Origin of the sequence: Paenibacillus massiliensis subsp. panacisoli DSM 21345 (assembly GCF_000426545.1) — a bacterium.
GTDB lineage: Bacteria > Bacillota > Bacilli > Paenibacillales > Paenibacillaceae > Paenibacillus > Paenibacillus panacisoli.
This window is the reverse complement of record NZ_KE384534.1, coordinates 88103-103379: the sequence shown is the minus strand read 5'-3', so window position 1 is coordinate 103379 and position 15277 is coordinate 88103. Positions and strand designations below refer to the sequence as shown.

Annotated in this window: 17 protein-coding genes and 1 tRNA gene; 6 read left to right on the top strand and 12 right to left on the bottom strand. The window is 45.1% G+C overall.

Annotated features, from left to right (window positions below):
• Positions 1-83 precede the first annotated feature (83 nt).
• The 4 genes from K331_RS0122980 to K331_RS0122965 all read right to left on the bottom strand — a co-directional run bounded on the left by K331_RS0122980 (position 84) and on the right by K331_RS0122965 (position 3988).
• Entirely contained in the window at positions 84-932 is an 849-nt protein-coding gene (locus K331_RS0122980; RefSeq protein ID WP_028592081.1) for a DUF368 domain-containing protein, read from the bottom strand.
• A 144-nt stretch (positions 933-1076) separates the two neighbouring features.
• Complete coding sequence (locus tag K331_RS0122975) at positions 1077-1598, bottom strand: MarR family winged helix-turn-helix transcriptional regulator (protein ID WP_028592080.1); 522 nt, start codon at positions 1596-1598, stop codon at positions 1077-1079.
• Between the two features lie 50 nt (positions 1599-1648).
• Positions 1649-2458, bottom strand: coding sequence for an alpha/beta hydrolase (locus tag K331_RS0122970; RefSeq protein ID WP_028592079.1), 810 nt, complete (start codon positions 2456-2458; stop codon positions 1649-1651).
• 363 nt (positions 2459-2821) lie between these two features.
• Positions 2822-3988 carry an MFS transporter gene (locus K331_RS0122965; RefSeq protein ID WP_028592078.1) on the bottom strand — a complete coding sequence of 389 codons (1167 nt, stop codon included), beginning with the start codon at positions 3986-3988 and terminating at the stop codon, positions 2822-2824.
• Between the two features lie 124 nt (positions 3989-4112).
• On the opposite strand from K331_RS0122965, the gene K331_RS0122960 reads away from it, so the two are divergent.
• On the top strand, positions 4113-5003 hold the full coding sequence (locus tag K331_RS0122960) for a LysR family transcriptional regulator (protein ID WP_028592077.1): 891 nt from the start codon (positions 4113-4115) through the stop codon (positions 5001-5003).
• Positions 5004-5163: 160 nt separating this feature from the next.
• On the opposite strand, the gene K331_RS0122955 is transcribed toward K331_RS0122960, so the two are convergent.
• Both K331_RS0122955 and K331_RS0122950 read right to left on the bottom strand, forming a co-directional pair.
• Positions 5164-5478 (bottom strand): hypothetical protein, encoded by a 315-nt coding sequence (locus tag K331_RS0122955; RefSeq protein ID WP_028592076.1) that lies wholly within the window; start codon positions 5476-5478, stop codon positions 5164-5166.
• A gap of 280 nt (positions 5479-5758) precedes the next feature.
• Positions 5759-6736 carry a tRNA dihydrouridine synthase gene (locus tag K331_RS0122950; protein ID WP_028592075.1) on the bottom strand — a complete coding sequence of 326 codons (978 nt, stop codon included), beginning with the start codon at positions 6734-6736 and terminating at the stop codon, positions 5759-5761.
• A 358-nt stretch (positions 6737-7094) separates the two neighbouring features.
• Here K331_RS0122950 and K331_RS0122945 point away from each other — a divergent pair, with 358 nt between their 5' ends.
• The 4 genes from K331_RS0122945 to K331_RS0122930 are packed head-to-tail and all read left to right on the top strand — an operon-like array spanning position 7095 to position 10987.
• Positions 7095-8135 carry a siderophore ABC transporter substrate-binding protein gene (locus K331_RS0122945; protein ID WP_028592074.1) on the top strand — a complete coding sequence of 347 codons (1041 nt, stop codon included), beginning with the start codon at positions 7095-7097 and terminating at the stop codon, positions 8133-8135.
• Positions 8136-8163: 28 nt separating this feature from the next.
• The gene (locus K331_RS0122940) at positions 8164-9177 is read left to right on the top strand and encodes an ABC transporter permease (RefSeq protein ID WP_404821520.1); all 1014 of its coding nucleotides are present in this window, start codon (positions 8164-8166) and stop codon (positions 9175-9177) included.
• Positions 9174-10238 (top strand): iron chelate uptake ABC transporter family permease subunit, encoded by a 1065-nt coding sequence (locus K331_RS0122935; protein WP_028592072.1) that lies wholly within the window; start codon positions 9174-9176, stop codon positions 10236-10238. The genes K331_RS0122940 and K331_RS0122935 overlap by 4 nt, the downstream gene beginning before the upstream one ends.
• Entirely contained in the window at positions 10235-10987 is a 753-nt protein-coding gene (locus K331_RS0122930; RefSeq protein ID WP_028592071.1) for an iron ABC transporter ATP-binding protein, read from the top strand. Before K331_RS0122935 ends, K331_RS0122930 begins: the two co-directional genes overlap by 4 nt.
• Before the next feature lie 218 nt (positions 10988-11205).
• Here K331_RS0122930 and K331_RS0122925 read toward each other — a convergent pair.
• Positions 11206-11278, bottom strand: a tRNA-Ala gene (locus tag K331_RS0122925).
• Between the two features lie 104 nt (positions 11279-11382).
• Entirely contained in the window at positions 11383-11850 is a 468-nt protein-coding gene (gene nrdR, locus K331_RS0122920) for a transcriptional regulator NrdR (protein WP_018886024.1), read from the bottom strand.
• 106 nt (positions 11851-11956) lie between these two features.
• On the opposite strand from nrdR, the gene K331_RS0122915 reads away from it, so the two are divergent.
• Complete coding sequence (locus tag K331_RS0122915) at positions 11957-12172, top strand: alpha/beta-type small acid-soluble spore protein (protein WP_018886025.1); 216 nt, start codon at positions 11957-11959, stop codon at positions 12170-12172.
• A 132-nt stretch (positions 12173-12304) separates the two neighbouring features.
• Here K331_RS0122915 and K331_RS0122910 read toward each other — a convergent pair whose 3' ends face one another.
• The 4 genes from K331_RS0122910 to mutM all read right to left on the bottom strand — a co-directional run bounded on the left by K331_RS0122910 (position 12305) and on the right by mutM (position 15275).
• Complete coding sequence (locus K331_RS0122910; RefSeq protein ID WP_028592070.1) at positions 12305-12868, bottom strand: lytic transglycosylase domain-containing protein; 564 nt, start codon at positions 12866-12868, stop codon at positions 12305-12307.
• Complete coding sequence (gene coaE, locus K331_RS0122905) at positions 12865-13461, bottom strand: dephospho-CoA kinase (RefSeq protein WP_028592069.1); 597 nt, start codon at positions 13459-13461, stop codon at positions 12865-12867. Before coaE ends, K331_RS0122910 begins: the two co-directional genes overlap by 4 nt.
• A gap of 121 nt (positions 13462-13582) precedes the next feature.
• Complete coding sequence (locus tag K331_RS0122900) at positions 13583-14308, bottom strand: MntP/YtaF family protein (protein ID WP_028592068.1); 726 nt, start codon at positions 14306-14308, stop codon at positions 13583-13585.
• Between the two features lie 136 nt (positions 14309-14444).
• A complete protein-coding gene (gene mutM / locus K331_RS0122895; protein ID WP_028592067.1) occupies positions 14445-15275 on the bottom strand; it encodes a DNA-formamidopyrimidine glycosylase in 831 nt (276 codons plus the stop codon).
• Positions 15276-15277 lie beyond the last annotated feature (2 nt).

Sequence of the window (15277 nt, the reverse complement as noted above, 5' to 3'; positions counted from 1 at the left end):
CCAGATCCGTAGTAACATCGAGCAAAAAAATCGCTTTGCCCTAGCTACACCAGGGCAAAGCGATATCGGATAAGCAGAGAGTCTCACTGCTCTATTACAACAGGCAAGCCTCCTCCGCGCTTCACGCGCCCTGCAATCAGGGCGATCAAATAACCAGCGATAAGAGCGATTACACAGATCAGGCTATTCAGAGCCCCCACTGGATACCCCGGATACAACACCACAATGGAGCCCGCCACCAGTCCCAGCATGGAAGCATACATGAGCAGGGTATAACGCTGCAATAAAAATCGAACAAGTCTGCTTGTAATGAGAATCCCTGCCACAATCCCCGCTCCAATCGTAAAGATGACTGGCAGATTCATTGAGGATATGGCCGAGATCGCGGTATAGTACACGCCGAGCAGGGTAAGAATCAGCGCCCCACTAATGCCAGGCAGTATTAACGCTGTGCTCGCCAGCCAGCCCGAGACGAACAGGAACAGATAATCCGAGGCAGTCAGATTCGTCATGATTATATCTCGTTCAACATCCAGAAATCTTGTCGCAGCTACCGCCAACAGGGACAGCAATATGAGCACATAGTGCCGCAACCGCATGGGTTCCTTACTTTCTGTCCGGGCAGTTCTCCATAATGAAGGCAAGATGCCAATGACCAGGCCCATAAATAGAAAATGGGTAGGCTGAAAATAATGCTCAAGCAGGTATTTTATTACCATGACAGATATGATGAATCCACCGAACATTCCGATCCCTATCGGGATTAAATAGGCTATGCCTTCCTTCCAGCGCTTCGAGGTCAATTGGCCAATGGCCTCAATCAACCTCTCGTAAATTCCCATGAGTACCGCAATGGTACTACTGCTTACGCCAGGAACCGTCTCTACTGTCCCCATCGCCATACCCTTGAAGATTGCTTTCCAATTCAGCATGCTTCCCTCCATACTCTATATCTATTGGTCTGATATGATAACTTCTGAATTATTGTACTTGATTGGGTACGGTTTTTCCAATGCTGGCAGGGAAGTGAGACAAGCATTGGGATAACTCATTCAACTTCATGGATTGCAGCCAATTTATTCGTTACCTGAATCAATTTTGGTGAGCTTGCGTGGTTCCTGTTCTTTCTCCCCATACCAGACCAAAACATTCGCAAACAAATCCAAAATACGAGTAAAGCTTTCCTTGTCAGCCTCCGAAATGGTATCCGCATACCGAAAAATATCATCAAAGCAAAGCTCGCGAACAAATTCAGTGTACTGGGCGTACACCTCGCGTCCTTTCGCAGAAGGCTTCACATAGATGTCTTTGCGATTGCCGCTCAAATGATATTTCTCCAGCAGGCCTTTTTCCTTCAAAATCTTCACGTTCTTGGAGAATGTGCTGCGACTAACGCCAAGACGTTCTGCCATTTCTGACATTTTCTCTTCCTTATCCTCTGCTTCCAGAATATATTCCAGAGTCTGAATCTGCGAGGCGGAGAACATGACGTCTGTACCGTAGCTTCGCTGCAGCTTATAGGTGTTAGAATATGCATTCCCGTACTTTATAATTTTCTCGATCAATGTCCGATGGTTGCCCATCCAATCTAACTTCATGGGTAATCCCTTTCATCTTCAGAATTCTCTCTCTTCCAAGTGTACTGAGATCAGATATGTTTTTCAATCCATGTGATCGTTTCTTTAATGACTTCATCCCGAGTCGGTTCGTTAAATATTTCATGCATAAGGTGAGCATAGATTTTCAATGTTTTATCGGTCGAAGCAATGTCTCCGTAGAAGTCGCGCGAATCCTGTTCACTCACCAGCCCATCGTTTGCACCATGCAGAACAAGCACCGGGTCTACAAACTGCTTCGCATGCTCCTTTAACCAGACCACTCCATAACCCAGGCTATTGAATAGATCTACGGAAATTTTTTTTTCGACTAACGGATCATTCGCATATGCGGATACAACCTCCGGATCACTACATACGCCGCTGCCAAGCTCATTTGGGAAATACGTGCCTGGAGGAAGATCAAGTGGCAGCTCACCAGCAACCTTTGTATTGTAGCGGGTAAGTGCTCCAGAGAGAACGATGCCTTTCACTTTACCTGGATATTTCGTTCCAAAGGATGAGGTCGCAAATCCACCCATACTGTGACCGATGACAAACAGAGGGGTATCGCCGCTCTCTTGCAAGGCCGCTTCAACAATGACATTCACATCCTCTATGAGCTGATGAAAATCACTGTAGAACGTACGCTGCCCTTCCGATCTCGCATGACCACGATGGTCAAATCGATATACGTTAATATCGTGGTTGTTCAACTGATCCGTCAAATAATCATAGCGCCCGGCATGCTCGCATAGCCCATGAACAATAACCACAGCTGCCTTCGCATCAGTAACCACATTCTTGCTGAAATAGAGCTGAGTCCCATCAAAGGTCTTAATGGTTGTCTCGATGCTGCCCATATCTTCTCCATCCCTTTCGTGTCGCTCAAGCACCGAACAGTTGAAATACTCCAGCTTGAGCACGTTTAGTATGTTGTGCCATGACGACAATCCATTTTTTTGTGTTTCATAGAAATAATATTGTTTCTTACAGAAACAATATAGCATTGGCCACACGCACTGTCTATAGCAAAATTAAAGCGATTACATACAAGCTTCGGTATTACTTTATAGGTATTACTTTATAGGTATTACTTTATCTATGCACTTACATCATAGATTGAATTTAACACTAATTATGTACCCCGAAGAACCCTTGTGTATAAGGGTTCTTCGGTATATTCACTTAGCTCGCATTATGGCTCAATTTATTCAATTCATTTTTTAAGCCCTAACCCGACCGCCACTCTTCCCGCTAGTAATCGCCACCTGCACCCCGATCATGACCACAATCACCATCAGCATCACAATAAGCGCAGTCGTAAAGCTTCCACTTCGATCATAAATCGCCCCAATGGCTAGTGGTCCCATAGCCCCTATAATATAGCCCGCGCACTGGGACATCGCAGACCATGCTCCAGCTTCCCCTGCCGTCTCTGTCTCGACAATCGGCAGCATGAGTGCCAGTGGAAATAATCCGCCTGCTCCAATACCCAACAACACCGCCGCTGGCAGCATCGGCAGCTGAAAGAGCAGCATAACGATTCCGATTAGCTCGGAAGCACTGCAGAGAACGAGATACAAACGACGTTTCCCGGATTTGGCTACTAGGAAAGGAATCGTTAAGGATACGGGGACTTGAATCAGCGTAAAGACCGTAAGGAGCATAGCTGCACTAGCCGCGCTGTAGCCGAGATTCAGAGCAATCGGTGCAATCCACGCTGTTACCGAATAAAAAATATTGGCCATTAAGCCAAAAAACAAGGTCAACAGAATTGCTTTTTTATTACGGATCGGAAGCCTGGAGCTTGATCGTATCGAGCTTGAGCTAGTCTGATTCGCCCGATTTCCAAGAAAAGCCGCCCACACGATTAGTGCCACCACTCCAAGAATAGCCCAGCAGGACAAGGTCAGCGTTAAGCTGTGATTACTACGATTGTATAACGGGATAGCAAAAGCAGAAGCAACAGCAGCCCCTACAGTCATGGAAGCAGAATACACACTGACAATGCCGGGCTTGGTAGGAAAATACTTCTTAATGAAGCCGGACAATAGCGGCCCGGCCAAGCTGATCCCAATTCCGCCAACTAACGCACTAACTACCAGTATCACGACAGAGCTAACGATTCCTCGCAATGCTGTTGCCCCTGTAATGAGGACTAAGGCCATAAAAATGGTGCGTTCAAGACCCATTCGATCACGCAATACGGTCGCCGCTGGAGCAAATATCCCCATACATAGGACAGGCAATGTGGTGAGTAGACTTGCGGTTAGACCGCTCATATCTAGATCACTCTGTATCGTACCAAGCAAAGGGGCCACCGATGTAATCAGAGGCCTTAGATTCAAGGCTGCAATAAATATAGCTAGCAATAAAAAATACTTCTTCATAAAATAGGCCCTCTCTTCTTAGCTGTATAAGACATTCTCAGTATATGGGCTCTTAAATCATTGATAAATTCTATAATTCATATTATTATGATAGTTAAATACTATTAAAGAAAAGAGCCTTCGGATGGACAATCGAAATGTACAGTATTTTATGGCGGTATATGAGCTACTGCATTTTACAAAGGCTGCCGAAAGACTCGGAATCTCACAGCCTACACTAAGCCAGCAAATCCGCATACTTGAGGCAGAGCTGGGCACTCCTCTTTTCGATCGGATCGGTAAAAAGGTGGTGGCTACAGAAGCAGGCAAGCTCCTGTACCACTACGGGCTGAAGATGCTGCAAGCAGAACGGGACGCCAAGCATGCCATACAAGATCTGCTGTCAGGAGATATCGGTACGGTTAGGCTGGCTGTGCTGCCCTCGGATTTGGACTTCATGCTCGTCCCGCTGTTCGTTGAATTCAAGAAGACATATCCTCACATCCAGCTACAGGTGTTCTCAACTATATATGTACAAGATGAAGTGCTTAACCATAAAGTCGATATCGGGATTGGCTTGCAAGGTCAGCCTGATAAAAGATTAACCCAGGTCCCGCTGGGATCGGAGCCCTATCATCTCTTCGTTCATGCAGCAAGCGAGCTCGCTGACAGGAAGGAGATTACACTGCAAGAGCTGAAACAGCATTCACTGGTCATGTATCCGAAAGGCTTTCTCGGTCGTGAGTTGGTGGATGCCGTCTGTATTCAGGAAGAGATTGAATTAACACCCGTCATGGAGACGAGCTCAGCCAATTCACTGCTCCAATTAGTGTCTGCCGGGGTAGGCGCTACTATACAGCCGCAAGGCTTGCTCGCTCAATTCCCGGAACGTCAGGACATTGTAGCTATACCATTCAAGGGGCCTACGCCTATACGACATCTGGAGCTCATGTACTGTACCGATCGGTATATTAGCAGCTCGCATCGACAATTAACAGATGGCTTGATTGAATTTTTTCATAAGAAAATGGGATGAAGGGTACGTTCTGAGTGGCTTTAGCCTCATGCGATCATCGGTAGAACAATTGTGTAGAAATGACCACGACCGTGAATATTTCAGCTTAGAAAAAGCCCGCCAAACACGAAATAAATTCTTGTGTGTAGCGAGCTTTATTAGTTGTCATATTTCAGCCAGGTTAATTCTTTTTAGCCCTTTTGTAGGTGTACATTCCCCATATCACCAATGCCGCACATAACAAAAGTGCACAGTAGGCCCAAGCAAAAAGCATGGCGAGCCCCAACCCGATGTTAGCGTCCAGACGTTCATCGAAGATCACAGTGTATAGCGAAAAACCGAGTGGCACAGCGCCAACAATAAAAAGCCCAGTCAACCATCCGCCATAGCGCCTTGAGCTTAAGCTCGATCCTGTGCCAGCAAGTCTGCGAAGCCCTTTACTAATAAGAAATAGTACTAGAATAAATAACAGCCAAGTGGCGAGAATTTTTAGCATTATCTTTACCTCCTCTGAATTCAACACTTTTTGTTCAATTTTTTTGTGAAAAAAAAGGTCCTTCTGAATCATTACTCATTTTACAGGAAAGACATGCAAGATCGTTCATTAAGAGCACATATTCTATCAATAAGCTTGATTGACTATAATTACCCTGGTTGACGCTTTATGATCCAAGATTACGATGGTATTGAACCTGAAAACCTTGTTCTGTACATAGATAAAAAAAGCACCCCGAAGGATGCTCTATGAACTAAAGCCTTACCATTATGGCTTAGTTTTACGCCCCATCTTGCTCCCTGCTTCCAAAATCATCGAGTAATGCGCGAACTTCAAGGGTTGATTTGGCGCTCATTAAGCTATTTCTAAGCTCACTTGCCCCTCGGAAGCCACGTACATATATTTTGAAAAAGCGGGCAAGCGCGCTGTACGAACGTGGCTCCTCTGCTGAATATTGATCATAGAGATCCAAATGCAACCGCAGCAGGCCAAGTAATTCCTCACTGCTGTGGTCCCTCGGCTCCTTCTCAAAGGCAAACGGATTCTGAAAAATCCCACGACCGATCATAATACCATCCACTCCATATTGCTCAGCGAGCTTCAAGCCCATCTGACGGTCCGGGATATCCCCATTAATGGTCAGTAGAGTATGTGGTGCTACCTCGTCACGAAGCTTCTTAATCTCCGGAATGAGTTCCCAATGAGCGTCTACTTTGCTCATTTCCTCTCTTGTCCGCAAATGAATGGAAAGATTCACAATGTCTTGCTTCAAAATATGCGTTAACCAGTCACGCCATTCATCTACAGCCGTGAAGCCAAGCCTTGTTTTTACACTCACGGGCAGGCCTCCCGCTTTCGCAGCCTGGATGATCTCCGCTGCAATAGCTGGGCGACAGATCAGACCGCTTCCCTTCCCATTCTCAGCTACATTAGCAACAGGACAACCCATATTAATATCGATGCCTTTAAAGCCTTCTTTCGCCATACCGATGCTCATCTCACGAAAGTATTCCGGCTTGTCTCCCCAGATATGAGCTACGATGGGCTGTTCATCTGCTGTATAAGTCAAACGTCCACGCACACTTTTGTTTCCCTCCGGGTGACAGTAGCTCTCCGTGTTCGCAAATTCCGTGAAAAATACATCCGGCCTGCCGGCCTCACTTACGACATGACGAAACACAACATCCGTCACATCTTCCATAGGCGCCAATATAAAAAATGGTCGTGGTAATTCAAGCCAAAAATTGTCTTTCGTCATATCCAAAACCTCTCTATGAAAACTAAGAAAAAATCTTAAACTTATCCCAACGAGTATATCATAAACCTTGAGAAGAGCGCACTCACGAATGGATTCAAGTGAAAAAGTGGGGCATTAATTCGCAATTTCGCCATTAGTTACAGGAAGTAAGTTGTTGAAAATTACTTCTAACTTGATATAATACAAGTTATTGAGATTGATAATCACTATCGTGTAATTGACATGTCACTCTGCATTACTATGAAAAATAGTACATATTCATTCGTTAAAATGCGCTCTGAGAATATAACATGATCTTGATTTATCAATTACAATGCTCTGCTTGTGCGTCAATCTTATTTAAACTAGGGGGATATATATGAGAAAATTTAATGCTTCAAAATCAATGTTTATTTTACTTGCAGCTTTTGCTTTGCTGTTGTCAGCATGCTCAAGTAATGGACCTGCTACTTCTGGTGCTGCTAATACGAATGCTACTGACGCTGGTAGTGCTACTCCTGCTGCTGCTACAACGGTTGAAATTACGGACGCTCATGGAACGGTTACTGTTCCGGTCAATCCTGCGAAGGTCGTTGCTTTGGATAACAGAACTTTTGAGACTTTGTCCAATTGGGGCATTAAATTAGCAGCTGTGCCGAAGGATGTAATGCCTGCGAATTCACCCTATGTAGCCGATGAATCCGTACAAAATATTGGAAATCACCGCGAGCCAAATCTTGAGCTCCTGGCCTCTATACAGCCTGACCTTGTCATTGTTGGTCAAAGATTTGCTAGCTATTATGAAGATATCAAAAAATTAGTGCCAAATGCAGCAGTTATTGACCTCGATTTTGATGTTTCTGCAGAGGCAGGCACACCTGGACAAAATCTGGTAAATGGATTTAAAGATGCAACAACCGATTTAGGTAAAATTTTCGATAAGCAAGAAGAGGCTAGCCAATTAAATGCTGATTTTGATAAAGCTATTGAAGCAGCTAAAGCCGCTTATAATGGTGAAGATAAGATTATGAGTGTGGTTGTTTCTGGTGGAGATATCGGTTTCTCGGCTCCTCACTCTGGGCGAGTATGGGGACCATTGTATGAAATTTTTGGCTGGACTCCTGCATTAGAAGTTGAGAAGTCTTCTTCCGATCATCAAGGGGATGATATTTCTGTTGAAGCTATTGCCCAAAGCAATCCTGATTGGATTTTTGTGCTGGATCGTGACGCAGCTATTTCTTCTGATGAAGCTTCTGTTCCTGCTCAAGACGTTATTGATAACTCACCTGCTCTTAAAAACACAACGGCTATTACTAAAGGGCAGATTCTCTATGCTCCAAACGATACTTACACCAATGAATCCATTGAAACCTTTATCAAGATTTTTAACGACCTTTCAGTAGCTTTAGCTAAGCAGTAAAAAGGAGTCTAACGTAGTGCTGAAAAACTTGATACCAAAACCAGCTGGGGTTGAGAATTCTCAACCCCAGCGTCATAATCACAAAAGACTATGGACCTTACCTTTTATAATTGCCATTACAGCGACTATTATTTTGGGCATAGTATCACTGCTTACTGGGGTATATGACATAAGAGGACAAGCGGATGGAATGGAGATGTTCTTCATCACTCGTGTCCCAAGAACCCTGGCATTGATGCTTACGGGAGCCGCAATGGCCATGGCAGGACTGGTCATGCAGTTGATTACACAGAACCGCTTGGTGGAGCCGACAACAACAGGGACCATGGAATGGTCTGGTCTGGGACTTATGTTTGTTTATTTGGTCTTTCCAGCCCCAACTTTAGTGCTAAGAATGACAGGTGCAATCATTTTTTCCTTTGTAGGAACGATGATTTTTTTCATGTTTCTAAAAAAAGTTAAACTTCGTTCGTCTTTAGTAGTGCCTATTATTGGCATGATGCTTGGAGCAGTCATTTCTGCCTTTTCAACTTTCGTTGGGCTTGTTTTTCAAATGACTCAAAATATCGAAAGCTGGTTTGTAGGCTCTTTTTCGCCTGTTCAAATTGGAAGATATGAATACTTATGGATTATTATATTGATTACAATACTTATTTTTATTTTTGCTGATCGATTGACTTTAGCTGGACTAGGGGAAGATGTCGCTACCAGTCTTGGAGTAAACTATAACAGGATCATTCTTTTTGGCACTGCTCTGATTTCTCTAGCTGTTGGTATTGTTGCAGCTGTGATTGGAAACCTGCCTTTTTTAGGGTTAATTGTACCGAATATCGTTTCCTTATTTAGAGGTGATGATCTCCGAAGCAATTTGCCGTGGGTCTGCGTATTAGGGATGGGTACCATCATGATCTGTGACATTCTGTCTAGAATCATTATTATGCCTTTTGAAGTACCCGTATCAATGATTCTTGGAACAGTGGGAGCCGTCGTATTTATTGTTATTTTGTTACGACAAAGGAGGTCAAGAAGGAGTCTGAGATGAGCCAATTCGTAAGTAGCAATCCATTACCTGTTGAAGTCGATGCTAGCCGTCCTCATCAAAAAAGGTCAGCTAGAGCCTTTCGTACCAAGAAAGAAGAAAAACGTTATTGGATCTTGCTGATAACATTGATAGTTTTGGGCGTTATTTCTTCGTTTGGACTACTGGTGTATAACAATCCAGTTCCGGTAACCTCTCCTTCTTTTATACCTGTTGTTACAAGAAGGGTGGTAGCCCTTGTTGCCATGCTTGTGGCTGTTATTTGCCAAAGCTTATCAACGGTTGCTTTTCAATCAATTACAAATAACAGAATTATCACTCCGTCACTGTTAGGCTTTGAAGCTATTTATTCAACCATTCATACAAGTACTATATTTTTCTTTGGTGCTGCTGTATTTGTAGGCTTTAGCGGTGTTGATTCCTTTTTATATCAAGTTGCTGCAATGGTCTTGATGTGTTTGATACTGTATGGTTGGCTGCTTTCCGGAAAATACGGCAATTTACAGCTTCTACTGTTAGTCGGTATTATTATTGGAACCGGGTTAAGGTCTGTATCCTCATTTATGAGAAGACTTCTTGCACCGTCCGAGTTTGATATTTTACAGGCAAGAATGTTTGCTTCAGTGAACAATGCAGACTCAGCCTATTTCCCGATTGCCATCCCCATCGTCATCATTGTTGCCATCCTTTTGCTTGCTAATGCCAAGAGGTTAAATGTATTATCGCTTGGTAAGGATGTATCGACTTCCTTGGGAACTAGGCATCAAATCAGCGTGATTTATACGCTTGTTCTGATATCCATTTTGATGGCTGTTTCAACGGCTTTGGTTGGGCCACTTACCTTCTTCGGATTTTTAGTTGCCACTTTGAGTTATCAGGCAGCACAAACCTACGACCACAGATATGTGTTCCCCATGGCTCTTGCTATCGGGTTTGTAATCTTAACCGGTGCATACTTCATTATGAATCATATTTTTAATGCGCAAGGTGTTGTTTCCATTATTATCGAATTGGTTGGCGGATTAACATTTTTAATAGTGATTTTAAGGAAGGGTTCTTTATGATAGAGATTACAAATGTCAAAAAATCATATGCGAATGAGGTAGCGATAGGCCCTTTGAATATTAAAATACCAAAAGCCGGCCTTACTTCTTTAATTGGGCCCAACGGTGCAGGTAAGTCCACTACACTTTTGATGATCGGAAGACTTTTGGATCTGGACGAAGGCCAAATCAAGGTTGCCAATATGGATGTTTCTGCATCCAAATCGAGCGAGCTGGCTAAAATCGTAACTCTTTTACGTCAAGAAAATCATTTTGTAACGAGACTTACCGTTAGACAGCTTGCTGGATTTGGACGTTTTCCTTATTCTAAGGGAAGGTTAACAAACGAGGATGAGGCTATTATTTCTAAGTATATTGATTTTTTAGACTTGACTGATCTCGAAAATCGATACCTGGATGAGCTTTCTGGTGGTCAAAGGCAAAGAGCCTATGTAGCCATGGTGTTGTGTCAGGAGACGGAGTACGTGCTTTTGGATGAGCCTTTGAACAACCTGGATGTGGCTCGTTCTGTCCAGATGATGGAGCATTTGAGGCATGCCGCTAATGAGTTTGGACGAACCATTCTGACTGTTATGCATGATATCAATTTTGCGGCCAAATATTCCGACCGAATTTGTGCCATGAAACATGGCCAAATTGCCGCTTTTGGAACAGTAAAGGAAGTAATGGACCCAGAGCTTCTAACCGATATTTTTGAAACGAAAATTGAAATTATAGACGGTCCCTATGGGCCGATTGCGATTTATTAGGGCGGCCTGTATGAGGAGGCTGCGCACACACCCTAGAAGGTAGAGTGAGAATTTTGCTCTACTTTTTTTAGTGCGTGTGCGTAATTATAACTTCTTAAATAACGAAAAAGCAGTACCTCTCTTACTCATAGACCACAGCCATAAAATCATCATAATCCATGCATAGCAAAAGCCCGCTAAACACTAAGAAATCCTTGTGTTTAGCGGGCTTTTAAGTATGGAGCCTAGGGGGATCGAACCCCTGACCTCATCGCTGCCAGCGATGCGCTCTCCCAGCTGAGCTAAGGCCCCATATGTATTTTTTAACTTTCCACCATTATCGGCGACTCCTATATCATATAATTTTCACACAGCAATGTCAATACTTTTCTAGCACAAAATTTATGGGCCGACGCTTATTCGTCGGCCTCTTCCTTGGACAGCAAGGATTTCAGTTCCTTCATGAACATATTGATGTCCTTGAACTGCCGATATACCGACGCAAAGCGCACATAGGCCACCTCATCTACTGGATACAGGTGCTCCATGACAAGCTCACCAATCTCCTGACTCACGACCTCCGTGGCAGCTGTATTGCGTAATGCATTCTCTACCTTGGATACGATCTGCTCAAGCTGCTCCACCGATACAGGACGCTTCTCGCAGGCCCGAACCAATCCACGCAGCATTTTGTCACGGCTGAATTCCTCACGACTGCCGTCCTTCTTCACGACCATTAATGGAGCTTCCTCCACCATCTCGAATGTCGTGAATCTACGGGCGCACTGCTCACATTCTCTTCGTCTGCGAATGGATTTATTATCATTGGCTGGCCTGGAATCCAGCACCTTCGTTCCTGCGTAAGCGCAGTAAGGGCATTTCATGACAATCACTCACTTCCTTTTACCAATAAATTCTTCATTAATTAGACTAATAAAATTCGAATATCGACACATAATACAATTACCAACCGCGAGGAGGTGAACAACAATGGCACAAGGGAACTCTAACAATCTGGTTGTTAAACAAGCGTCCGGAGCACTGGAACAACTGAAATACGAGGTTGCTCAAGAGCTTGGGATTAGCATCCCTCAAGATGGTTACCAAGGTAACATGACATCTTATGAGAACGGTTCGATCGGGGGTTACATCACCAAGCGTCTGGTGACAATCGCCGAGCAACAACTGGCCGGTCAATTTCAATAAGTCATAACAAGCAAGGTGCAGGACAGGCGGTAAGCCTTCCTGCACTTTTTAATTTATCCATCGCATTTTCTTGGACCAATACTGCCCTCATAAAGCCCGTTAAACCACATCACCATTCCAGAAATCCATTCTCTAGAACTGATCATAGATCTTCGTATATTGACGGTAATAATGCGTTACCCTCTGCACATAATGCCTTGTCTCTCCATAAGGAATCTGCCGTATCGTCTCCTCACGACCATCCCATATTCCTTCGCTAAGCCAGCTCTCGACTTTGCCTGGACCTGCATTATAAGCGGCGATCATGGCAACGGGCTGATCGGGAAATTGCTCCATCAAGTTATGAAGGTACCACGAACCTAATTGAATATTCAATCCAGCCTCATGCTTCACACTATCCAATGGCTGTTTCGGTAGCTTGGCTCGCTCCATGATCCATTGCGCGGTATCGGGCATGATCTGCATCAATCCTAACGCTCCCTTATGCGATTCCATACTGGTGTTATAATTCGTTTCAACCCGAATGATCGAAGCCACCAGAAATGGGTCTACCTCATAAGTCTGCGCATACTGCCGAATTTCATCCTTATAGCGGATCGGATAGAAAATCGCCATCCAGTTAGAGCTCAGGAACACGAAGACGACAAAAGACACGAGCAAGATGAGCAAGACTCTTTTTTTAGCAAAAAGCTTCATGAAAGCCTCTTGTGGCGAAGCCACTGCTCCAGTTGCTGCTCAGTGTACTGTAGATCCTTGCTATTATCTATTACGATGTCAGCCTTGCGCTTCTTCTCTTCTATATCCATTTGTGAAGCCAGTCGCTGCTCCGCCTCCAGTGCCGCAAGCCCATCACGCTCCATCAATCGCTGGAGCTGTAGCGTACGCGGAACATATACCACCATAATCTCCTGGAACAGGTTGTCCAGCTTGGATTCATACAAAAGCGGGATATCCACCACGACCAGCTTGTCCGGCTGCTGCAGCTCAAATGTCATCATCCGCTGCTTGACCTCCTGCCGAATGGCAGGATGTGTGATGTTATTCAGCGCCTGCAGCTCGGCCTGATCTCCAAATACAATTCGTCCAAGCTCCTTGCGATTCAAGGTTCCGTCGTCATTCATAACTTCCGGCCCGAACCGCTCCTGGACCGCCGCAAGGACCGGATGCCCCGGAAGCATGACTTCCCGGGCAATGATATCAGCATCTACGAGCAAGGCTCCTCTGGACACCAGCATAGCGGATACCGTGCTTTTTCCGGTTGCAATACCTCCGGTTAATCCGATGATCATGCTTACACCCGCCTTCAACCTCATTCTAATCTTCAAACTGTACTTTTACTCGGATCACGATACGAATTCATACCTTCGCTTATAATCATGCAACCTGCTCAGTGCTCGAATCTCCATAGTACTACATTAGACGCAATATGCCCATGATAATTAAGAGCAGCGCCGGCAGCGAGGCTACCGTCCGCATGAAGCGAAAGGCCGTTAATCGAAAGCCTGCCTTCATTCCTCCGATGAGAAAGATCCCGCTGAAGAGTGCGATAGCGAGTGCTGTAGACAATGGATCAAAACCAAGCATAGCTGCTCCAAGCCCTGCACCAAAAGCATCCAGAGAGAGTGCGATCCCCAGCCATACCGCTTCATGTGGCGAGATGCTGCCGGAGTCATCCATATCCGCTGCAGAGGGACTACGCAAAATGCGTATGACCAGCCCCAATTTGCGAAGCTCCAGCGAAAAAACAGTCTGCTCCACCGCGGTCCCTAACGTATCCTTGGCATTCAATTTTACCGTTGCACGCTCGTTCACATCATGCGCCTCTGCCTGCTCCACTAACGAGATCGACGAGGTATCATCATGCTTTTGAACCAGAGATTGCACCAGGGACCAACAGCCAATCCCAATCAGAATCAGTGCTCCGAGCAAGGTCGTGAATGTTGGAGATAGCATCTTCTGCATGATGACGCCAACCTGCATGGATACCCAGATGACCATACCCGAGCAGATGGAGATAATCACAATTGACAGTAGTGGAATCTTCATCTTCCGCAAGCCGTATGTAACTCCGACACCAAAGCTATCCAGACTTAATGCAAATGCAAGCAACAGCAGGGACATCCAATGACTACCCATCCTGAGCCCTCCCCATAGCCATGCGCCCGGACATACCCGATAGCGCACTCGGTTATATATCTCAGGCATTATATGAGAAAAATGGGCTCAGTGTGCACTTCCATCATTTCTACACTTCTACACTCCTATACTTCCACTAAACTGTCGGCTGACATTTCGGGCAATAATGCGTGCCCCTACCAGCTACTACGGATTTCTCCACTGGTGTATGACAGACAACACACGGCTGCTGCTTGCGGCCATAGATCTGAAGCTGATGCTGATACGATCCGCTGTCTCCCTGACCGTTCACATAGGATTTGACGGAAGAACCACCAGCAGCCACTGATTCCGACAGTACGTCAACAATGGCCTTATGCAGCAATGTTAATTGTTCTGTAGTTAACGAATTAGCTGCTTTGGACGGGTGAATGCCAGCCCTGAACAAGGCCTCGTCTACATAAATATTCCCAATACCAACGACATATGCTTGATTGAGCAGCGCGGCCTTGATGGAGGTTGAGCGTCTTCCGACTGCCCCTTGTAGCGCCTCCACGGTGAACGCTTCATCTAGTGGCTCCAGACCGAGCTTATGCAGCGGTGCGGATATCAGATCCTCACCGGTATTGAACAGATGCATCGTACCGAACTGTCGCACATCCTTATATCGAAGCTCTGTACCATCGTTAAAATGAAAAATGACATGCGTATGCTTCTCAACTGCCTCATCCGCAGCATATAGGCCGTATCGCCCCTCCATACGCAGATGGGATACCACTACAAGCCCATCCAGTAGAATCCGCAAAAATTTGCCTCGACGCTCCACGCCAGTAATCGTATGCCCGGCAAGCTCGAAGGCAAATGCCTGTATGTCCGAAGGCCGCTGAATAATGCGCGGCAAATGTACAGAGACTCGTTCGATTTGTTTCCCTACTACCAGTTCATTCAATGTTCGTTTTACAGTTTCGACTTCTGGTAATTCCGGCATAA